At 71.4% G+C, this 20,608-nt stretch carries 20 protein-coding genes; 15 read left to right on the top strand and 5 right to left on the bottom strand.

The window, feature by feature from the left end:
• Positions 1–67: 67 nt before the first annotated feature.
• From ACIBF7_RS20635 to ACIBF7_RS20620, 4 genes are read left to right on the top strand one after another with little or no spacing between them, the layout of a single operon-like run.
• Entirely contained in the window at positions 68–931 is an 864-nt protein-coding gene (locus ACIBF7_RS20635; protein ID WP_148033021.1) for an ABC transporter permease, read from the top strand.
• On the top strand, positions 928–1,740 hold the full coding sequence (locus tag ACIBF7_RS20630) for an ABC transporter permease (protein WP_187281280.1): 813 nt from the start codon (positions 928–930) through the stop codon (positions 1,738–1,740). The genes ACIBF7_RS20635 and ACIBF7_RS20630 overlap by 4 nt, the downstream gene beginning before the upstream one ends.
• A complete protein-coding gene (locus ACIBF7_RS20625) occupies positions 1,737–2,840 on the top strand; it encodes an ABC transporter ATP-binding protein (protein ID WP_148033020.1) in 1,104 nt (367 codons plus the stop codon). The genes ACIBF7_RS20630 and ACIBF7_RS20625 overlap by 4 nt, the downstream gene beginning before the upstream one ends.
• Positions 2,816–4,444: an amidohydrolase gene (locus ACIBF7_RS20620; RefSeq protein ID WP_397197848.1), complete on the top strand. Its 1,629-nt coding sequence runs from the start codon at positions 2,816–2,818 to the stop codon at positions 4,442–4,444. The genes ACIBF7_RS20625 and ACIBF7_RS20620 overlap by 25 nt, the downstream gene beginning before the upstream one ends.
• Here ACIBF7_RS20620 and speB read toward each other — a convergent pair.
• Positions 4,419–5,390, bottom strand: a complete 972-nt coding sequence (speB, locus tag ACIBF7_RS20615) for an agmatinase (protein WP_397197847.1) — start codon at positions 5,388–5,390, stop codon at positions 4,419–4,421. The two genes, ACIBF7_RS20620 and speB, sit on opposite strands and share 26 nt — an antisense overlap.
• A gap of 100 nt (positions 5,391–5,490) precedes the next feature.
• Here speB and ACIBF7_RS20610 point away from each other — a divergent pair, with 100 nt between their 5' ends.
• Genes ACIBF7_RS20610 through ACIBF7_RS20585 form a run of 6 tightly spaced genes read left to right on the top strand, consistent with a single transcriptional unit; the run spans position 5,491 to position 12,381 of the window.
• Complete coding sequence (locus tag ACIBF7_RS20610) at positions 5,491–6,078, top strand: flavin reductase family protein (protein ID WP_148033017.1); 588 nt, start codon at positions 5,491–5,493, stop codon at positions 6,076–6,078.
• Positions 6,079–6,083: 5 nt separating this feature from the next.
• Positions 6,084–7,517 (top strand): 4-hydroxyphenylacetate 3-hydroxylase N-terminal domain-containing protein, encoded by a 1,434-nt coding sequence (locus ACIBF7_RS20605; protein ID WP_187281279.1) that lies wholly within the window; start codon positions 6,084–6,086, stop codon positions 7,515–7,517.
• Positions 7,514–8,740, top strand: coding sequence for a M20 family metallopeptidase (locus ACIBF7_RS20600; protein WP_397197846.1), 1,227 nt, complete (start codon positions 7,514–7,516; stop codon positions 8,738–8,740). Before ACIBF7_RS20605 ends, ACIBF7_RS20600 begins: the two co-directional genes overlap by 4 nt.
• Positions 8,737–9,591 (top strand): polysaccharide deacetylase family protein, encoded by an 855-nt coding sequence (locus tag ACIBF7_RS20595; protein WP_397197845.1) that lies wholly within the window; start codon positions 8,737–8,739, stop codon positions 9,589–9,591. Before ACIBF7_RS20600 ends, ACIBF7_RS20595 begins: the two co-directional genes overlap by 4 nt.
• Positions 9,567–11,177, top strand: a complete 1,611-nt coding sequence (locus ACIBF7_RS20590; protein ID WP_397197844.1) for an amidohydrolase — start codon at positions 9,567–9,569, stop codon at positions 11,175–11,177. Before ACIBF7_RS20595 ends, ACIBF7_RS20590 begins: the two co-directional genes overlap by 25 nt.
• A 49-nt stretch (positions 11,178–11,226) precedes the next feature.
• On the top strand, positions 11,227–12,381 hold the full coding sequence (locus tag ACIBF7_RS20585) for a C45 family autoproteolytic acyltransferase/hydolase (protein ID WP_397197843.1): 1,155 nt from the start codon (positions 11,227–11,229) through the stop codon (positions 12,379–12,381).
• 14 nt (positions 12,382–12,395) lie between these two features.
• Here ACIBF7_RS20585 and ACIBF7_RS20580 read toward each other — a convergent pair whose 3' ends face one another.
• Entirely contained in the window at positions 12,396–13,331 is a 936-nt protein-coding gene (locus ACIBF7_RS20580) for an RNA polymerase sigma-70 factor (protein WP_148033011.1), read from the bottom strand.
• A gap of 175 nt (positions 13,332–13,506) precedes the next feature.
• On the opposite strand from ACIBF7_RS20580, the gene ACIBF7_RS20575 reads away from it, so the two are divergent.
• Together ACIBF7_RS20575 and ACIBF7_RS20570 are read left to right on the top strand one after the other, a co-directional pair.
• Complete coding sequence (locus tag ACIBF7_RS20575) at positions 13,507–14,001, top strand: carboxymuconolactone decarboxylase family protein (RefSeq protein ID WP_397197842.1); 495 nt, start codon at positions 13,507–13,509, stop codon at positions 13,999–14,001.
• Between the two features lie 14 nt (positions 14,002–14,015).
• Positions 14,016–14,768: an SDR family oxidoreductase gene (locus ACIBF7_RS20570; RefSeq protein ID WP_148033009.1), complete on the top strand. Its 753-nt coding sequence runs from the start codon at positions 14,016–14,018 to the stop codon at positions 14,766–14,768.
• A 50-nt stretch (positions 14,769–14,818) separates the two neighbouring features.
• On the opposite strand, the gene ACIBF7_RS20565 is transcribed toward ACIBF7_RS20570, so the two are convergent.
• The gene (locus tag ACIBF7_RS20565; protein ID WP_364235025.1) at positions 14,819–15,865 is read right to left on the bottom strand and encodes an aldo/keto reductase; all 1,047 of its coding nucleotides are present in this window, start codon (positions 15,863–15,865) and stop codon (positions 14,819–14,821) included.
• Positions 15,866–15,913: 48 nt separating this feature from the next.
• On the opposite strand from ACIBF7_RS20565, the gene ACIBF7_RS20560 reads away from it, so the two are divergent.
• Positions 15,914–16,309: a MerR family transcriptional regulator gene (locus tag ACIBF7_RS20560; RefSeq protein ID WP_148033007.1), complete on the top strand. Its 396-nt coding sequence runs from the start codon at positions 15,914–15,916 to the stop codon at positions 16,307–16,309.
• Between the two features lie 3 nt (positions 16,310–16,312).
• On the opposite strand, the gene ACIBF7_RS20555 is transcribed toward ACIBF7_RS20560, so the two are convergent.
• Entirely contained in the window at positions 16,313–17,128 is an 816-nt protein-coding gene (locus ACIBF7_RS20555; protein ID WP_261808711.1) for a type II CAAX prenyl endopeptidase Rce1 family protein, read from the bottom strand.
• A 374-nt stretch (positions 17,129–17,502) separates the two neighbouring features.
• Between ACIBF7_RS20555 and ACIBF7_RS20550 the strand changes: the two genes are divergently transcribed.
• Both ACIBF7_RS20550 and ACIBF7_RS20545 read left to right on the top strand, forming a co-directional pair.
• A complete protein-coding gene (locus ACIBF7_RS20550; RefSeq protein WP_148033006.1) occupies positions 17,503–17,853 on the top strand; it encodes a helix-turn-helix transcriptional regulator in 351 nt (116 codons plus the stop codon).
• A gap of 374 nt (positions 17,854–18,227) precedes the next feature.
• Entirely contained in the window at positions 18,228–18,533 is a 306-nt protein-coding gene (locus ACIBF7_RS20545; protein ID WP_397197841.1) for a hypothetical protein, read from the top strand.
• A gap of 109 nt (positions 18,534–18,642) precedes the next feature.
• Here ACIBF7_RS20545 and ACIBF7_RS20540 read toward each other — a convergent pair whose 3' ends face one another.
• A complete protein-coding gene (locus ACIBF7_RS20540) occupies positions 18,643–20,334 on the bottom strand; it encodes a carbohydrate binding domain-containing protein (protein ID WP_364235032.1) in 1,692 nt (563 codons plus the stop codon).
• Positions 20,335–20,608: the final 274 nt, after the last annotated feature.

The following is a 20,608-nucleotide window of genomic DNA, read 5'->3' as shown; positions in this document are numbered from 1 at the left end:
ACCCGCGTCATCGGCCCATCCGATGTCCCATGGCCGACCGAAGCACGACAGGAGCGGGAACCACGGCATGCTGAAGCTCGCCCAGCAGACGGCCCGGCGACTACGGGGGATCCACCTGGCGATCCCCCTGCTCGTCCTGCTCGTCGCATTCTTCGCCATCCCGGTCCTCGAACTGGTCCGGCGCTCGTTCCTCGACGCGGACGGCGCGCTGACGTTGCAGAGCTACGGGGACTTCCTCGGCACGCCCGCCTACCGCACGATCCTGTTCCGCACGTTCTTCGTCGCGGTCATCTGCACCGTGGCGTGCCTCCTGTTCGCGTATCCGTACGCGTACCTCATGACCCTGGCCGGCCCGCGGCTGCGCCGGGCGCTGCTCGTGCTGGTGCTGCTGCCGTTCTGGACCAGCCTCATGGTGCGTACGTACGCGTGGCTGGTGCTCCTGCAGGACACCGGACCGTTCAAGGCGGTCCTGGCCGCGATCGGGCTCGGGCAGGTGGACCTGATCCGCAACACCACGGGCGTGGTCATCGGCATGGCGCAGATCCTGCTGCCCTTCATGGTGCTGCCGCTCTACAACAACCTCCAGAAGATCGAGCGTTCCGACCTGCTGGCCGCCCAGTCGATGGGGGCGACGCCCTTCCGGGCCTTCTGGCGGGTGTACTTCCCGCAGAGCCTGCCGGGGCTGTTCGCCGGCAGCGTCCTCGTCTTCATCCTCGCGCTCGGCTTCTACATCACGCCGGTGATCCTCGGCTCGCCGCAGAACTCGATGATGTCCCAGTTGATCGTCCGGCAGGTCACCGAGCGGCTCGACTGGGCCAGCGGCGGCGCCATGGCCGTGGTGCTCGCCGTGCTGACCCTCGTCTTCGTCGGCCTCATGAGCCGGGTCGTCAACGTCCAGCAGGCCTTCGGCGGAACGGTGGACAAGAAATGACCAGCACGGAGACCAGGAGCCGGCCGCGCTGGCTCTACCTCATGGCCGCCATCGTGGCCATCTGGATGACGGCGCCGCCGCTCGTCGTCATCCCGATGAGCTTCGCCTCCGAGCGCACGCTGACCTTCCCGCCGTCCGGCTACTCGCTCCGCTGGTACCAGGAGTTCTTCCAGAACCCGGTCTGGATCGACGCGCTCCGGTCGTCCCTCCTGATCGCCGTCCTGGTGATGGTCATCTCCGTGGTGATCGGGACGCTCGGCGCGTTCGCCGTGGTCCGCGGGCGGTTCCGGGGCCGCGGACTGCTGGAGATGGTGGGGATCGCCCCGCTGGTCGTCCCGATCGTGGTGCTGGGCATCGGGGTCTACGCGATGTTCCTGCGCTGGGGGCTGATCGGCACGGTGCCCGGCTTCGTCGCCGCGCACTGCGTCCTCGCGGTCCCGTACGTGATGATCACGGTGGGCAGCGCGCTGCGGGTGGTGGACGGCCAGCTGGAGCGCGCCGCCCAGGTGCTGGGCGCCCGCCCGCACCGGGTGTTCCTGCGCGTGACGCTGCCGCTGATCGCCCCGGGCATGCTGGCCGGCGGGCTGTTCGCGTTCGTCACCTCGTTCGACGAGGTGGTCGTCTCGCTCTTCATCGTCAGCCCCGGCCTGCGGACGCTCCCGGTCGAGATGTACTCCAGCGTGACGCGGGACATCAACCCGACCATCGCCGCGGCCTCGACCCTGATCCTCCTGGTCAGCACCGTGCTCATCCTCGTCTCGACGAAGTTCCTCTTCTCCAGCAGCTCCGACGGAAGGTCAAAGCGATGACCGTTGCAGTGGACACCGACCTGGCCCTGGAGCTGCGCGGTGTCTCCAAGCAGTACCCCGGCACCGACACGGCGGCCGTCAGCGGCGTCGATCTCCAGATCCGCCGCGGCGAGTTCGTGACCTTCCTCGGTCCCAGCGGCTCGGGCAAGACCACGACCCTGAACATGATCGCCGGCTTCATCTCGCCGACGGCGGGGGAGATCGTCCTGCACGGCCGGAACATCGCCGACCTGCCCCCGCACCAGCGCAACCTCGGCATGGTCTTCCAGAACTACGCGTTGTTCCCGCACATGTCCGTCTGGGACAACGTCGCGTTCCCGCTGGTCGAACGGAAATACCCGAAGGACCAGATCCGCGAGCGGGTGCGCGCGGCCCTGGAGATGGTGAACCTCACCGGCTTCGAGAAGCGCCGTCCCCGGGAGCTGTCCGGCGGCCAGCAGCAGCGCGTCGCGCTGACCAGGGCGCTCGTCTTCGACCCGCCGATCCTGCTGATGGACGAGCCCCTGAGCGCCCTCGACAAGAAGCTGCGCCAGCGGCTCCAGCTGGAGATCAAGCGCGTCCACCGCGAGGTCGGGATCACGTTCCTGTTCGTCACCCATGACCAGGAGGAGGCGATGGCGCTCTCGGACCGCGTGGTCGTCTTCGACCAGGGCCGGATCGAGCAGGTCGGCACGCCCGACGAGCTCTACCGCCGGCCCGCGACGCGGTTCGTCGCGGAGTTCCTAGGCGACAGCAACCTGATCAAGGGGAAGCTCGTCGAGCAGGACGGCGCCACCGCCCTGGCGACCCCGGAGTGCCGGATCCCGCTGCCGGACTGGCCGGGCGGCAAGCAAGCCCCGTCCGGGGACGAGCACTGCGTGATGTTCCGGCCGGAGGACGTCAAGGTCCTCCCCGCCGACGACGCGGAAGCGGCCTGCCGGGCCACCGTGCGCGAGGTCGTCTACCTGGGCTCCGAGCAGCGGGTGATCGTCACGACGGAGACCGGCCGCGACGTGACCGTGCGGACCGGCGGTGAGATGACCGGGATCCCCGGGGTGGGGGACACGGTCGGCCTGCGGTTCTCTGCGAGCAACGCATGGCTGATACCGACGGGCGGGTAAGCCTGTTCCGGGCTCGCGCCGTCCTGCCGGAGGCCGGCTGGGCGGGCCGCCCCGCGGACGCGCTCGCCGTGGCGGGCGGCAGGGTCGCGGCGGTCGGCCCGTTCGGCGAGCTGTCCGGCGCGTGGCCGGACGCCGACGTGGTCGACCTGGGCCGCCGCTGGGTCATCCCCGGCCTGGAGGACGCGCACTGCCATCCCACCATCGCCGCCGACGAGCTGTGCCACGTCAGCCTGTCACCGCGGGACCAGCGCGATCCACTCCGGGTGGCCGCCGCGGTGGGCCGGGCGGGCCGCAGCAACGGCTGGGTGAAACTCGTGGGCTGGCTGGAGGAGCGGTGCGGCGGCGCCGCGGTGGACCGGCGCCTGCTCGACCGCTTGTGCCCGGCGGACCCGCTGGTCGTGGTGCACGCCAACGGCCACTGGGGCTACGCCAACACGGCCGGCCTGGCCCGCATGGGCTTCGCCGACGACACCGGCGCGGTGATCGAGGCGGCGGTGCCGGCGAACGGCTGGGTGGAGACCGGGTCCGACGGTCTGGCCACCGGCCGCGTCTTCGAGCAGGCGATGTTCGACATCATGGAGCCGGCCCTCGCCCGCCACCCCGGCCGGGTCGCCCTGGCCGGTTTCGAGGACCGCCTCGCGGCGCTGCGGCGGATCCAGCGGGACTACGTGAGCCGCGGCGTCACGGCGCTGACCGAGGCGCTGTGCGGCGAGACCGGATGGGACCTGCTCGAACGGATCCAGGCCGAGGGCGCCTCGCCGCGCTACTCGGCGCTGGCGCCCGTCGGCGATCCGGACCTGGCGCGCGGGCTGGCCGAGCGCGGCGGGCCCCGGCTGCGCCTGATCGGGCTGAAGTCGTTCGTGGACGGCGCGCTCAACGGCGGGACGTGCCTGCTGAGCGAGCCCGTGCCGGACGGTGACCCGCAACAGCTGCGCACCGCCGACGACGTCGCGCGGGAGCTGCGGCTGGCCGATTCCCTCGGCCTGCTCCTCGCCGTGCACGCCAACGGCGACGCGGCGATCGACGTGCTGCTGCGCGCGTCGGAGCGGACCGGGCTGCGCGGGCGGATCGAGCACGGCAGCGTCGTCCGCGACGACCAGGTGCCGGTGATCAGGCGCCAGGGCTGGGGCGTCGTGCCGTTCGGCTCGTACGTCCATGAGCACGGAGAGCGGCTCGCGGACACCTACGGGCGAGTCGGAATGGGACGGCTCATCCGGCACCGGACGCTCGTCGACGCCGGTGTCCCGGTGGGCGGTTCGTCGGACTACCCGTGCGCGGGCCCCGACCCCTGGCAGGGCATGTGGAGCTGCGTGACGCGACGGTCCAGGGAGGGGGAGGTGCTCGGTGAACAGGAGCGACTCACTCCGGTACAGGCGCTGCGCCTGTACACGCGGGGGTCGGCGTCGGTGCGCCCCGGGTCCGGCCCGGCCGGCACGCTGCGGCCGGGCGCCCCGGCGGACTTCGCGGTGCTCGACGCCGACCCCCGGCGGCAGGAAGGGCTCGAAGCCCAGCTCGGCGCGCCGGTCGCGGCCACGTTCGTGGCCGGCGCACCCGTGTACGCCGGCCACGACGTCGAGGTCAGCGGGCCGGAGTGGTGTCGCTGACGTGGCCGCCGGCCATCACGGTCAGCAGCTCGTACGTGACATGGCTGGCCGCGACACCGGTCAGCTCCGCGTGGTCGTAGGCCGGCGCCACCTCGACGACGTCCGCGCCCACCACGTTGCGCCCGTCGAGGGCGCGCAGCAGCTCCAGCAGCTCCCGGCTGGACAGGCCGCCGGCCTCCGGGGTCCCGGTCCCGGGCGCGTGCGCCGGATCGAGCACGTCGATGTCCACCGAGACGTAGACCGGACGGTCGCCGAGCCGCCGCAGCATGACCTCGATCAGCGTGTCGAGCCGCTCGTGGGCGAACTGGCGGCTGGTCAGCTGCTGGAACCCGAGCCGGGCGTCGTCGGTGAGGTCCTCCTTGGCGTACACGGACCCCCGGATGCCGACGTGCAGGCACCCCTCGGGGTCCAGCAGCCCTTCCTCGGACGCCCGCCGGAACGGCGTGCCGTGGGTGACCGGCGCGCCGAAGTAGGTGTCCCAGGTGTCCAGATGCGCGTCGAAGTGCAGCACCGCCAGCTCGCCGTGGTGGCGGTGCAGGTCGCGCAGCAGCGGCAGCGCGACCGTGTGGTCACCGCCGAGGGTCACCAGCCGCGTGCCGGCGCCGGTCAGCGCCCCGGCCTGCTCCTGGATCTGCCCGACGGCCTCCGTGATGTCGAACGGGTTGATGACCATGTCACCGGCGTCGGCGACCTGCACGACCCCGAACGGGGAACGGTCCAAAGCGGGGTTGTAGGGCCGCAGCAGCCGGGAGGACTGACGGATGTGGGAGGGGCCGAACCGCGCCCCCGGACGGTAGCTGACGCCGCTGTCGAACGGCGCGCCGATGACGGCGAGGTCGGCCTTGCCGACCTGGTCGGTACGGGGCAGGCGGGCGAAGGTGGCGGGCCCGGCGTAGCGCGGGACCTCGGTGCCGGACACCGGCCCGACGGGGCGGTTGGTTTCCATTCCGTTCTTTCCGTTCAGGGAGAGCACTGCTTCCGGTCCCGGCCGCGCTGCGGTGGCCGGGGACATTGCGCTCAGGATACGCGATCTGTAGTATCACTGCATGAGTTTCAGTCACACTGCAGAAACGGGTCTCCGCGACTCCGTCCGCAGCGTGCTGCGCCGGGTTCCCGCCACCGTCGTGGTCGTGACCTCGTTCGTGTCCGGCCGCCCTTGGGGCGTCACCGCGTCGAGCTTCTCGTCGGTGACCCTCGACCCGCCGATCGTGTCGATCTGCCTGTTCTCGCACACGGCGGTCATGCGGGCCGCGCGGCTGCACGGCCGCGTGGGCGTCTCGGTGCTGTCGGCCGGCCAGGTCCACGTCGCCCGCGCGGCCGCCGCGCCCGGCGCCCCCAAGTTCCTGGAGTCCTTCTCCCCGGAGGCCGAGGGACTGGGGGAGACCGGCATCCCCCATCCGGCGCCGAACCGGCGCTGGGATCCGCACGACGGCGCCGCCGTCCCGCCGGCGCCGTCGGTGCACGGCGCGCTCGCCCACTTCGACTGCGCCATCTCGCAGGTCGTGACCGTGGGCGACCACGACGTGCTCTTCGCCCGGGTGGAGCGGGTCCGCGAGGGCGACGCCGCCCTCCCGCCGCTCCTCTACTACGACCGTGACTTCTACCGTCTCCCCGACGACCCCATCGAAGGTTGATGACCATGCTCAAGACCGGTGACGAGTACCGGGCGAGCCTGCGCGACGGCCGCGTCGTGCTGGCCTCCGACGGCTCACGGGTGTCCGACGTCACCACGCACCCGCAGTTCAGGGACGCCGTGGACACCGTCGCCGCCCTCTACGACATGCAGCACCGGCCGGGGACGGCCGAGATCGCCACGTACCAGGACGAGGAGACCGGGAAGCCGGCCAGCCGCGCCTGGCAGGTGCCCCGGACCAAGGACGACCTGGTCGCCCGGCGCGAGCTCGCCCGGCTGTCCACCTACCACACCTTCGGGGTGTTCGGCCGGCCGCCGGACTACGGCTCGTTCAACGCGCTGGGCCTGCTCTCGGTCGCCGACCGCATCGCCCCCAGCAGCGAGGAGTGGGCGCGCAACATCGACGCGTTCATCGACTGGGGCCGGGCCAACAACGCGATGAGCGCCGACATCGTGGCCGACGTCCAGTCGGACCGGTCGGTGCCGACCGCGCAGAAACCCGGCCGGCTCCGCTGCGTCGAGGAGCGCAAGGACGGGCTGGTCCTGTACGGGGCCAAGCCGTGCGCCTCCGGGGCCGTCCACTCCCACGTCGGCACCGTCGTCACGCTGCTGACCCCGGGCGCCGACCCCGACGCGAACCTGTTCTGCTACGTGCCGCTCAACGCGCCGGGCCTCACGATGGTGGCCAGGGAACCGGTGATCATGCCGGGCACCACCGACGAGCACCCGCTGGACGTGCGCGGCGAGGAGCCCGACTCCCTGCTCGTCTTCGACCGGGTCTTCGTGCCCAGTGAGCACGTGTTCTCCTTCCGCAATGAGGAGATGCTGGGCCTGTACCACGAGCTGGGCGCCCTCGCGCTCTGGCACATCCTGGCCCGGCTGTCCTACAAGTCCGAGATCCTCGCGGGCGCCGCCCAGGCGATCGTCGAGGTGCTGGGCACGGAGAACATCCCGCAGGTGCGCGACGCCGTCTCCGAGATCAGCGCCTACGCCACCGGGCTGCGCGCCCACGTGCTCGCCGCCGAGGACACCGCCGCCTACGCCAACGGCGTCCTGGTCCCGGCCGAGCGGTACGTCACCGCGGGGCGCCTGCACTCCGTCGAGAACTACCCGCGGATGCTGCAGCTGCTGCGGGAGATCTCCGGCCAGGGCCTGATCAGCCGCTTCTCCGAGCGGCAGTTCGCCGACGGCTCGGTGGGGGAGATGCTCACGGAGTTCCTCCCCGGCACGGGCGTCAGCGCCGAGGCCAAGAACCGGGTGTTCAACTTCGTCTGGGACCTGACCTGCGGCGCGAACGCCATGCGCGTCGCCCTGTTCGAGAACGTCAACGCCACGCCCCCGGCCGCCATGCGGGCCCGGATCTACGCTTCCCCGTACCGCAGGCCGTGGCGGGACTTCGTGCTCGACCACCTGGGCGTCGACATCAGCGCGGCCCGATGACCGCACCGCCGACGGCGGCGGGCGCGGCCCTCAGGGACGAGCTCGGCACGCTCGTCCTCGACCTGCTGGCCGCGCCCAGCCCGAACCCGCCCGGCGACGTGCGCGACGTCGCCGGGGTCGTGACCGCGTACTGCGACCGCGCCGGCCTGCCGCACCGGCTGGACCGGCCGGCCGCGCGCCGTCGCAACATCGTCGTGGACGTGCTCGGGACCACCGGCCCGGACGGCCGGCACCTGGTGTGGAACGGGCACCTCGACACGTTCCCCGCCTCCGGCCCGCCGTCCCGCCCCCGGCGGGTCGCGGACCGGGTGCACGGCAGGGGAGCGGTCGACATGAAAGGCGGGGTCGCGGCGTTCCTCGTGGCCGCCCGCCGGCTGCGGGAGAGCGCCGGCGACCTGCCGGGACGGCTCTCCCTGGTCCTGGTGTGCGACGAGGAGACCTTCGGCCCGCTGGGCGCGCGCGGCCTGCTCAGGCGCCGGCCCGACCTGCTCGGCGACGCGCTGGTCAGCACCGAGCCGTCGTCTCTCGGCCTGGTGCGGGTGGCCGAACGCGGCTACCTCTGGCTCATGGTGCACGTGCCCGGCCAGAGCATGCACGCCGCGTACCCAGGTGCCGGGGAGGGCGCGATCCTGCGCGCTGCCGGATTCGCCCGGCGGGTGGCCGGCCTCGTCGCCGAGGTCAACCGCGGGCTCGCGGCCGCGCACCCGCCGCCGGGCGCCCGCGACGAGGCGATGGACCGGCTGCTGGGCGACGGCGCCGCCCGCATCGTCCGGGAGGTCTCGCTCAACCTGGGCACCGTCCGCGGCGGCCTGGCGGTCAACATGCGCCCGGCCGACTGCCGGCTCAGCGTCGACCTGCGCGTGCCCGAGACGGTCGACCCGCAGGACCTGCTCGGCCGCGTCGAGGAGCTGGCCCGTGAGGCCGGCGCCCGGGTCGAGGTCCTCGGCCGCGGACCGGCCAACTCCACCGGCGAGGACGCGGACATCGTCACCGCCGTGACCGAGGCCGTCACCCGGCGCACCGGCCACCGGCCCGTCCCCTCCACCGGGATCGGCTGCACCGACGCCCGGCTGTGGCGCCACGCGGGCGTGCCCGCCTGCGTGATCGGGCCCGACCCGGCCACGATGGGCACCGACGACGAGCACGTCCGGCTCGCCGAGCTGGAAGCGCTCGTGGACATCCTGTGCGATTCCGCACGCCAGTACCTCTCTGGAGAGTCATGACCGAGCGGAGCTCGCCCGCGTACCCGCCCGGCCAGCGCAGCGCGCTGTGCCTGACCTTCGACCTGGACGCCCACACCATGTGGACCTCCAAGGACCCGGGGAACGCCGCCCGGCCGGCGGTGCTCTCCTCGGGCGACTACGACCTCGGCCAAGGGCTGGACCTCGTGCTCGGGCTGCTCGCCGAGCACGGGATCCGCACCACGTTCTTCGTGCCCTCCGACGTCGCGGCGGACGCGCCCGGGGCGATCGGGAAGATCGTCGCCGAGGGGCACGAGATCGCCATGCACGGCACCGACCACAACCCGCTGCCGGACCGCTCCCGCCCGGCCGAGGCGGCGCTGCTGCGTACCGTGAAGGACACGCTGGAGCAGGTGAGCGGCACGCCCGTGCGCGGCTACCGGGCGCCGCTGTACGACGTCACCGAGCACACCCGCGACGTCCTCGCCGAGATCGGCTGCACGTTCTCGTCCAACTTCATGGACGCCGTCCGCCCGTACGTCGTGCGCGGCGAGCACGGCCCGGTCGCCGAGATACCGACGCACTGGGCTCTCGACGACGGCCCCCACCTGCTGTTCGCCAACAGCCCGCCGAACTACCGGCAGTTCCTCGCCAACGACCAGATCGCCCGCATCTGGACCGACGAGCTGCGGGCCATCCACGCGCTCGGCGGCGTGACGACCATGGTGCTCCACCCGCAGCTCGTGGGCCGGCCGTCCCGGGTGGCGCTGCTGACGCGGCTGATCGAGACCGCGGAGGGGCTCGGCGAGGTGTGGCTCCCCACGATGGGCGAACTGGCCGCCCATCTGCTCGACCAGGAGGTGACCAAATGGATGACGAGACGGTGCTGCTGACCGGCGCCTCGGTGGTGTCGCCGGAGGTGGCGGCAGGGACCGCCGACACGGTGGCCGTCCGCGGCTCGCGCATCGCGGCGGTCGGCACGCTGGAGGCGGTGCGCGCGGCGCTGCCCGGCGCCTCGTACGAGGTCGTCGACCTGGGCGGCGGCTGCCTGACCCCGGGCTTCGTCGACCCGCACAACCACCTGCTCGCCACCGGGGAGACCATGTCCGGGGTGGACGCCGGCTACCCGGCGGTCCGTTCCATCGCGGACCTGGCCCGCGCGGTGGGGGAGGCGGCCCTCGCCCAGCCGGCCGGGACGTGGGTGCGCGGCTCCGGCATGGACGTCGCCAAGTATCCGGAGGGCCGCCTGCCCACGGCCGCGGACCTGGACGCGGTCAGCCCGAACCACCCCGTGATCGTCTTCCACAAGTCCGGGCACAGCGCGGTGGTCAACTCGGTCGCCCTCGCGATGGCCGGCGGCGCGACCGGGACCGATCCCACGGGAGGCTACTTCGACAGGGACGAGACGGGGCGCGCCCGCGGCTACTGCGTCGACGCCGCCCTCGATCTCGTCTTCCCCCGGGCCGTCGACATCGCCTGCCACGGCCCCAACTTCCACTTCGACGCCACCCCCGAGGACCTCGACCACGCGCTGGAAGTGGGCGTCCGCGCCTACCAGGCGGCCGGCATCACGACCGTCTGCGATCCGCAGGTGACCAGGCGCGAGATGAGCACGTACCTGCGGGCGCGGCGCGCCGGCCGGCTCGGGGTGCGCGTCGTGGCCATGCCGTTGTCGAGCAACCTCCCGGCGCTGAGCGAGGCGGGGCTGTCCAGCGGGATCGGCGACGACTGGTTCCGCATCGGCGCCATGAAGTTCTACTCCGACGGCGCGCTCACCAGCGGCACAGCCCTGTTCAGCGGCGGCTACTCGAACGACGCGCTGACCCGGGGACAGCTGTTCTGGCAGCCCGGGCAACTCCGCGAGCTGGTGGCCGACGCGATGGCCAGGGGCTGGCAGGTCGGCATCCACGCCCAGGGCGACCTGGGCATCGAGTACGCCCTCCAGGCCATCGAGGCCGGCCGCGGCACCGGGCGGCACCGCGTCGAGCACTGCGGCGGGCCGACCCCGGAACAGCTGGGACGCATCGCCGACCTGGGCGTCATCCCGGTCAACCAGCCGAACTTCCTCACTGAGAGCGGCGACGAACTGCTCGCCACCCTCGGCGACCGCACGCACCGGCTGCAGCCCCTGCGCTCCGAGCTGGACCGGCAGATCCTGACCGTGCTGTCCAGCGACGCCTTCGTCTCCAACTACCGGCCCATCCGGACCATCGCCTCGGCCATGGGACGGCAGACGGAGTCGGGCACCGTGATCGGCGCCGACGAGCGGCTCGGCTTCGGCGACGCGCTGCGGATGCACACGCTGCTCGCCGCCGAGGCCCTGGGCCTGGACGGGGTCATCGGTTCGATCACCCCCGGCAAGTACGCCGACCTGGTCCACTTCACCACGGACCTGAGCGACCTGCGCCCGGCCGAGCTCGCGACGACCACGCCGAACGCCACGATGATCGCCGGCCGCTGGGTGACGGGCGCCGGGTGACGGGCGCGCCCCCGAAGCCCTGACCCACCTCACCGACATGGAGCGCATAATGCCCGAAACACCGCGATACCCCCGCATCCGGGTGAGCGGCGGCCCGTACGAGCGCGGCCGTCTCTACGGAGACGCCGCCCGCGACCGCGTCCACCGCAGCAGAGCCGGCTACGAGACGGCCTTCGCGCGGTCGGCGGGCCTGAGCTGGGAGCAGGCGGTCGCGGCCGCCGCGCCGCTGGAGGCCGCGATCGCGGCGGTGTTCCCCGCGTACGCGGAGGAGATGCGCGGCATCGCCGACGGCGCCCGGCTCTCCTTCGCCGACGTCCTCACCATGAACGCGCGCACCGAGGTGATGTGGGCCGCCACCGCCCGCCAGGCCGCGTCGCTGCGGGCCGCGCACGCCCGCGAGTGCAGCTCCTTCGCGCTCCTGCCCAGCCGTACGGCCGGCCGCCACACCCTGGCCGGGCAGAACTGGGACTGGCTCGTGCACGGCTTCGACACGGTGGTCGTCCTGGAGGTGGAGCAGGACGACGCCCCCAACTACGTCACCGTCGTGGAGGCCGGGCTGCTGGCCAAGACGAGCATGAACTCCTCGGGGCTCGCCATCGCCACCAACGCGCTGGTCACCTCGGCCGACCGCGGCGAGCCGGGCCTGCCGTACCACGTGGTGCTGCGCGCGCTGGCCGACTGCCACACGCTGACCGACGCGGCCAACGTGGTCCAGCGCCACTGGCGTTCCTCCTCCGCCAACTACCTGCTGGCCCACCGGGACGGCACCGCGATCAACCTGGAGACCGCCCCCGGCGACCACAGTCAGGTGTATCCCCTGCTGCCGGCCGACGGCGCCCTCGTCCACACCAACCACTTCCTGTCACCGCTCCGTGAGGTGACGGACGTCTCCCTCTACGCGATGGCCGACAGCCTGGTCCGTCTCCAGCGCGTCCAGGCCGCCATCTCCGAGGCCGACCGGCCGGCCACCGTCGGCTCGCTGCGCGAAGCCCTCAGCGACCACGCCGACTATCCGTACTCCGTCTGCTCCCACCCGGACGTACGAGCCGGCGCGGACGAGCGGTGGGCGACCGTCACGTCCGTGATCATGGACCTGGACGAGCGGACCGTCTGGCTCAGCGACGGCAACCCCTGCCGGCACCCGCACCGCCCGCTCACCTTCGACGGCCTCCTCGACAAGCCGTCGCCGCTGCTCACGCCATAGGTCCATGGAGTCGCTCAGCGGGTCACGGCGGTCTCCCGCTCCACACGCGACAGCTTCTCGGGATTACGCACGTGGTAGGCGCCGGTGACGTAGCCGTTCTCCACGCGCACTGCCACCACCCCGTCGATCTCGCCGTCGACCCGTACGAGCAGCCCGGGCCCGCCATTGATCTGAACCAGCTCGACCGACCTCTCCGCGTCGCGTTTCCACCAGCCGGCGGCCAGCAGGCGAGCCACGTTGCCGATCCCCACAACCGGCCGCGGCAGGGCATGCCTGACTCCGCCGCCGTCGCTCAGGGCGACGACGTCCGGCGCGAGGACGTCGAGCAGGCTCTGCAACTCGCCGGTCTCGACCGCTCGCTTGAAGGCCTGGAGCGCGGCTCGGGTCTCGGCCGGGGAGGCGATGCCGCGGGGCCGGCGGGCCGCGACGTGCGCCCGCGCCCGGTAGGCGATCTGGCGGACCGCGTTCGGGCTCTTGCCGACGGCTTCGGCGATCTCGTCGTAGTCCAGTTCGAACACCTCGCGCAGCACGAACACCGCCCGCTCGGTCGGCTGAAGCGTCTCCAGCACCAGCAGCATCGCCATCGAGACGCTCTCGGCGAGCTCGACGTCCTCGGCCACGTCGGGCGAGGTGAGCAACGGCTCGGGCAGCCACGGCCCGACGTAGGACTCCTTGCGCCGACCGAGCGCACGCAGCCGGTCCAGCGCCTGCCGGGTGACGATCCGCACCAGGTAGGCACGCTGCTCCCGCACGGTGCCGAGATCGACGTCCACCCATCGCAGCCAGCTCTCCTGCAGGACGTCCTCGGCGTCCGCGGCCGAGCCGAGCATCTCGTAGACGACGGTGAACAGCAGGTTGCGATGGGCGACGAACGCCTCGGTGGCGGAGTCCACGCGGCCGGCCCGATCGAGCGGCCCGGCCGGGTCCGCCCTTCCTTCGCGCTCGCTCATGTCCGGCTCCTGCCCGGTCGTTCTCAGCACTGCCACACGCACAAGACGTCGCTCCCCGTCGCTGCGTAACAGCCACGGCAGGTGTCCTACCTCACAGAGCCGCGCTGTTACGGGGATCAGGGCGCCGGCGTCTCGTGATCCGTACGGCACCACGACGAGAAGGGAAGTCTTCCCCATGTCCACGCCCACGACCGGCCGGCGGTCGCGCATGCCCAGCCCTCTGCCCTTCCTCCCCGAGCTGGCGGAAGTCGGCGAAGGTCTGCACAAGGCCCTCCGGAACAGCGCGATCCCGCAGACCACCATCCACCTGCTGCACCTTCGCGCCGGGCAGATCCTCGGCAGCACGTACTTCACCACCAGAGAGACCGGCAACCTGCGCAGGATCGGGGAACCGGAGGAGCGCATCACCGCCATGGCCACCTGGCACGACGCCACCTGCTTCACCGACGCCGAACGGGTCGCTCTGGAGCTCGTGGAGGCGGTCCTCACCCCGAACCCGTCCGGTGAGCGCGTCCCCGACGAGCTGTACGCCAGGGCGTCGGCGCACTACGACGACAAGGCGATGTGGTCGCTCATCATGGCGATCGCCCACCTCGGCTTCTTCACCCCCGCCGCCCTCATCGCCAAGCCGATCCCCGGCATGCCCCCCGGCCAGAACTACAGCGAGTAAGAGAGGCGCCCAGCATGAGCATCACCACGTTCGCGGTGGCAGGGGCGACCGGGCGGCTGGGCCGCCACGTCGTCGACGTCCTCACGGAACGGGGGCACCAGGTCGTGCCGATGTCCCGCGCCACCGGCGTGGACGTCATCACCGGTCAGGGCCTGGCCGAGGCGCTCACCGGGGTGGACGTCATCATCGACGTCGCCTCGTGGCACGCCTCCGAGCAGGAGGCGGCGACGGAGTTCTTCCGCACCTCGGCCCGTAATCTCCACGAGTACGGTCAGCAGGCCGCCGTAGCCCGGATCGCCATGGCGTCCATCATCGGCGCCGACCAGGCCACCGCCGGTTTCCTCGCCGCCAAGAAGGCGCACGAGGAACTGCTGCTGTCCGGCCCGCTCCCCGTCCGCATCCTGCGGGCCGCGCAGTTCCACGAGTTCATCGGCCAGTTGCTGGACTGGCAGGAGGGCGACGTCGCCCACATCCCGGCCCTGCCCACCCAGCTCGTCGCCTGCCGCACCGTGGCCGAGGAACTGGCCGACCTGGCCACCGCCCCCGACGCCCCGGGAACACCGATCCCCGAGATCGCCGGACCCCGCAAGGAGACCATGGCGGAGGCGGCCCGGCTCCTCGGCGCCCGCCGGGGCGTCCAGGTCGTCGGCGTCGACGGGTCCGGCATGCCCGATGCCGGGCTCGCCGCCGACGGCGCCTTCCTGCCCGGCCCGCACGCCAAACTGGCCGGGCCCACCTTCCAGGAGTGGCTCGACATCCAGCCCTGAGCCGACCTCGACCTTGTGACCCGGTCCCGGCTTCCCCCGGGACCGGAGGCTCAGCTCGCGGAGCGGTCGCCGGGCGGGCGGCGGCGCAGCGCGGGGTCGGTCAGGGGCGCGGGACTCCAGAGAGCGACAGGAGGGTAGACGTCGGTGCCGGGCGGCACGAGCTCGTCGATCCGGTCGAGCACGGTGTCGTCGAGCACCAGCGAGGCGCCCTTCAGCAAGCCCTCCAGTTGCTCCATCGTGCGCGGGCCGAGGATGACCGAGGTGACCGCCGGGTGTGACACGACGAAGGCGACGGCCAGCTCCGGCAGGGTGCGGCCGAGCTCGTCCGCCAGTTTCACCAGCTCCTCGACGACCTCCAGCTTGGCCGCGTTGACCGGGATGGACGGGTCGAACCGTTCCGGCGCGCGCGCCGCGCGGCCCTGCGACAGGTCGACCTGTCCCTTGCGGTAACGGCCGGTCAGGAACCCCCAGCCCAGCGGGCTGTAGGTGAGCACGCCCATACCGAGCCGCTGCGCCGTGGGCAGGACGTCGCCCTCGATGCCGCGGGCCAGGATGTTGTACGGCGGCTGCTCGGTGCGGAACCGGTACAGGCCGCGCTGCCGGGCCACATGGTAGGCCTCGACCGTCTCGTGCGCCGGGAAGGCCGAGCTGCCGAAGGCGCGGATCTTGCCCTGCCGTACGAGATCGGTCAGCGCGGAGAGGGTCTCCTCGATGTCGGTCCGGTGGTCGGGGCGGTGGATCTGGTACAGGTCGATCCAGTCGGTGCGCAGCCGCTTGAGACTCGCCTCGACCGCGCGCATGATCCAGCGCCGCGAGTTGCCGCTCCGGTTGGGCCCTTCCCCCATCGGGAAGTGCACCTTGGTCGACAGCACCACGTCGTCCCGCCGGCCCTGCAGCGCCTTGCCCACGATCTCCTCGGACTCGCCCGCCGAGTACATGTCGGCGGTGTCGATAAAGTTGATCCCCTGGTCGAGGGCGGCGTGGATGATGCGGATGCTGTCATCGTGGTCGGGGTTGCCGGCCGAGCCGAACATCATGGTGCCGAGGCAGTGGGTGCTGACCTCTATGCCGGTGCCGCCGAGGATGCGATATCTCATACGTCGGAACCGTAGAAGCTAGAGCCGACTCTAGGTCAAACTGGCCGCATGTCGGGTTTGAGCATCGGCCAGGTCGCCGAACGCACCGGGCTCAGCGTGCACACCCTCCGGTTCTACGAGCGAGAGGGGCTGCTGGCCCAGCCGGTACGGCGGGGAACCGCGGGCCACCGGGTCTACGACGAGGGTGACGTCGACTGGCTGGGCGTGTGCGTCCGGCTGCGGGCCTCCGGCATGCCCCTGACCGACATCCGGCGCTACACCGAGCTCGTCAGAGCGGGCCAGGGCAACGAGGCGGAACGGCTGGAGGTGCTGCGCGGACATCGGGAACGGGTGCTCGCCCAGCTCCACGAACTCGACGAGTCACTCAAGCTGATAACCCACAAGGTGGCCATCTACGAGGGCCGGCTGGGCTTGCGGGACACCGTCCCCGACTGCGCGCCCTGAGGCTCAGACCAGCGCGCCGGCCAGCAGGAAGATCCCGGTTCCGTGGGCGAGGGCGGCTGCGGTCACGCCTGACCGCAGCCGCAGGAAGGCGCAGATCAGCCCCTCGTACAGGGTGAAGGCCAGCAGCGGCCAGCCGACGTCGGTTACGGTCGAGGCCAGGAAGACGTGGCAGGCGGCGAACAGCAGGGCCGACAGCAGCGCCGCCCGGACGCCGTCGGTGTGCTGCTCCAGCCGGCCCTGCAGGAACCCGCGGAACAGCACCTCCTCGGCGAGGTTGCCCGCCAGGCTGAACAGCAGCAGCACCGGCAGCAGCGTGACCGCGACCGCGCCGCCCCGATCCGCCGGCGGTGTCGCCAAGGACAGCAGCAGCACCGGAGCGGCGGCCAGGACGCCGCCGCCGATCCCCAGCGCGAGCGCGGCCGGGGTGAACCGGCCCCACCGCACCAGCGAGCGCAGCTCGCCATCCAGGGTCAGCACGGCGGCGGTCAGCACCACCGTACCCACGGCGAACAGCAGCAGGATGCCCGCCTCGTCGGTGAAGCGCAGCCAGGGCGCCCCTCCCGCGACGCCGAGCCGCCAGAACCCGAGCGGTGTCATCGCATCCCTGATCAGCACGAAGCCGAGGACGAGGGTCATGATGCGCAGGAGCGGGTCCCGCTCGGCGCGCGCCAGCGCGAAGCACGCGCCGATCAGCAGCAGTCCGGGCAGGATCCGTACGCCGTAGGACAGAAGGTCGGACAGCACGAAGACGTCTCCGTTTCTCAGGGGGTCGTCGGCGAAGGCCCGTGCCCGCGCCAGGGGGAGGGCCGGGTCGGTCACCAACTGCTCGCCTTGGGGGAGCGGGCGTCGGCCGGCAGCCGCGACGTCGAGGTCTTCATGGTGCTGTCCGTGCCGCAGTTCGACGGCGGGGGCGGCTTGGTGGGAGCCAAGTGGAGGAGTCCTTCCCGGGCGGTGGACGACCCGGCCGGGACCCACGGGGAGACTCGGCCAGGCATGACTGCGTGGCCGAAGGTCTCGCCCACCGGCCGGTGACCGGTCCCCGCCGCCGGAGAACGCGAGGTTCTCAGCGTGTCGACGTGCGGGCGTCGCGGGCTACTCCCCTTCGGAGCGGCTTCACTCTTCCATACGTTTCGGAAATCGCGCAAGTATCGAAACGTGGAGGCAGGCCGTCGGCGCGGGACAATGGAGAGGCCATGCCGACCTCCACACCGGGTTCACCCGGCGCCGAGCACCCGACCCCCGCGCAGCTGAGGGCGGCGGCCGAGACGTTCGCCCTGATGGCCAGCCCGGTCCGGCTGCACCTGATGTGGCTGATCACCCACGGCTCCTACGACGTCAGCACGCTGGCCACGCACGTGGGCATCGGCATCGCCACGGTCTCCCAGCACCTGGCCAAGCTCCGCCTGGCCGGCCTCATCACCGCACGCCGGGACGGCCGCCGGACGCTGTACGCGGTGGAGGACCCCCATGTGGTCACCCTGATCCGCCAGATCTTCGATCACATCGCCCCCGACGGGAGCCTGGCGCCCGACCCTCCCCGGTAGCCGCGATCCCGGACTCCGCGGCGGAACGGTGGCAGGCGAGGCCCGCCACCGCCGCGGATTGGAGACGATGTTGGCCGGACTCCGGAACAGTCACTTCCGGCCGAGGATTTTCGCCCCGAACCTCACCGAATGCCCGGCCCCGCCGCACGCCCGGCATTTACCGAAAGCCCCCTTGAAAGTGGTCGAATGCGACTCTTTTGAGCGATTGCAGCGCGGACACTTCATATAGGGGTGGAAGTAGCAGGACCCCAGGTAGACGACGGCCATGACGATGGCGAACCACACCAGTAGTTGCATTCCGCCAGAGTGCACAGAAAGTGATGCTCCCGTCACAGGAATCCCAAGACGGGGTCATCACTTCATGCATCCGAAAGGTGACAGTACGCTCACTTCCGGCCGAACAGATGCCGCCGGTTCAGCCGCCGTCGGCTCGCGCCCGCTCCGGCTCGACGTCCTGCTCGCCGGTCACCGTCGAGGGGCGGCTCACCCGTACCGACGGCAAGGCGCTCGGGCTCAAGCCGCTCGCGGTGACCCGGCGCCTGGTCCACGGGACGAAAGAGCCGATCGCCGGCGTGACGACACAGAAGGACGGCACGTTCACGTTCGAGGACACGCCGCCGGACCTCGGCGAGGTCACCTACTGGGCGGCCAAGGCCCTCCATCAGATCATGGTCGAGTGACCTGACGGCCGGTCGGCGCGTCGGCCTTCTGACCGGGTCAGACCCTGGTGTGGCGGGGGCAGCCTCGTCTGGAGCCCCCGCCACACCCTTCGCGGAACAGGCGGGGGAATCAGCTTCCGCAGGGGTCGGCGGCGTTGGGGGTCACGACGCCGTCCTTGACGGTGGAGGTGCCGGTGGCGAGGGTGTAGTCGTTGCCGTTGTTGTTGTCCCAGGTTCCGGCGCCGTTGTTGAACGCGGCCTTGAGGGTGGTGGCGTTGGCGAGGTTGATGGTCTTCTTCTTCCAGCCCGCGCAGGCTGTTTCCATGGGTACGCCTGGGGCGGTGGTCCAGGTGCCGTTGACGCTGTAGTGGATGTTGGCCGTGGACCAGCTCGTCTTGTAGTAGACGGTGGCTTCCTTTTCACCCGGCTGAGGGGCCGAGCCGGTGTGGACGGCGACCGCGCTCTTGCCGGGCACGGTGACCGTCGCCCTGCCGCCGGAGTCGACCGTCACCGTGCCGCCGCCCGCCACGTTCGGATACGTCCCGGCGGGCAGGCCGGTGGTGAAGGTCCGGGTGATGGAACCGCCCTCGTTGTTGATGGCGACCCAGCCCTTGTCGCCGCGGCTGAAGGCGATCAGGTTGTTCCCGTTGTCGGTCCAGTTGGCGACGCCGGTGCCCTTGACGGCGTTGTGGAAGCCCACCATGCCGGCGACCTGCCGGTTGAAACAGGTCCACTGGCCGTTGGAGCAGTTGACGTCGGTGGCGTGGCCGCCGTTGGCCGAGGGCGGCCCGGCCTCGCTGTTGTTCCAGGTGTACGAGGCGTACACCTGGGGAGTGCCGAACGGCCAGGCCAGCATGAAGAGGTTGGCCAGCTTGTACGTGTCGCCGTTCTTGTAGGTGAGCGTGGAGCCGCCCCGCTCGGTGTCGTGGTTGTCGACGAACACCACGGCCTTGTCTCCGGGCACCGACAGACCCCAGCTCTCGCCGAAGGTCCGCAGGTTCTTGATCTGGCCGGTGAACTGTTCCCGCAGCTTGCGGCCGTACACGAACTCGTCGACGTCGCCGACGCCGGTGTAGTGGCTCGGCTGGACGGCCTCCTGGTCGCCTTGGATGACCTCCTGGTGGATGTAGGGCGATCCGACGAGCCTGGACTTGATCGCGGACAGGTCACCGGGGTGGATGTGCTTGGCGGCGTCGATGCGGAAGCCGGACACGCCGAGCGAGGTCAGCTTGTTCAGGTAGTCCGCGATCTTGCCTCGGACGTACTCGGACCCGGTGTTCAGATCCGACAGGCTCACCAGCTCGCAGTTCTGGACGCGCCAGGCGTCGTTGCGGTAGTCGCCCTGGTTGATCTGGCAGGTGGGCTGGTGGAAGTCCTGGGAGGAGTAGAGCCCCGGGTAGTTGTACTTGCTGAAGCCGTAGCCGCCGTAGCTGGTGGCGCCCTGGCCGGTCATGTGGTTGATGACCGCGTCCACCTGGACCTTCACGCCGGCGCCGTTGCAGGCGGCGACCATGCGCCTGAACGCGGCCTCGTCACCGAACTTGCTGGTCAGCTCGTAGCGGGCGGGCTGGTAGATGTCCCACCAGACCGTGCCGCCCTTGGTCATCGAGTCGTGCGGCGGTGAGACCTGCACCGCGCCGTACCCGGCCGGGCCCAGCACCTCCGTGCACTCCCTGGCCACCGAGTTCCAGTTCCAGCTCCACAGGTTGGCGATGACGCCGACGCCGGAGGCGGCATGGGCGGGGGCTTGGCCCAGTACGGGCACGGCGATGCTGCTCGCCGCCGCTAATGCGGTGGCGACGATTGCTTTGTAGAGTTTCATGCGGGGATCTCCAGAAACGTGAGGATGGGGTTCCCGTCAACGGGCTGGGTGGGCCAACACCCGGCCCGTCTTGCTTTGAGGGCTGCTTTGTGGCGGACCGGTGGGCCCGGCGGTGCTCTGGCACGCCCATGGGGGAGAGGCACCATCAGAACCTCCGCGTTCGGGTTTCCTCGGTGTTGCCTGGAAGTTACTCGGCGGCCAAGGACCTTGCAATAGTTTGCAGACTTTTCAAGAGTGACCCACCACTACGGCGAAGTGTCTGCAAGAGCTTGCA

The sequence above is a fragment of the Nonomuraea sp. NPDC050478 genome (genome assembly GCF_044458265.1).
GTDB lineage: Bacteria > Actinomycetota > Actinomycetes > Streptosporangiales > Streptosporangiaceae > Nonomuraea > Nonomuraea ferruginea.
This window is presented reverse-complemented; position numbering and strand designations above follow the sequence as displayed.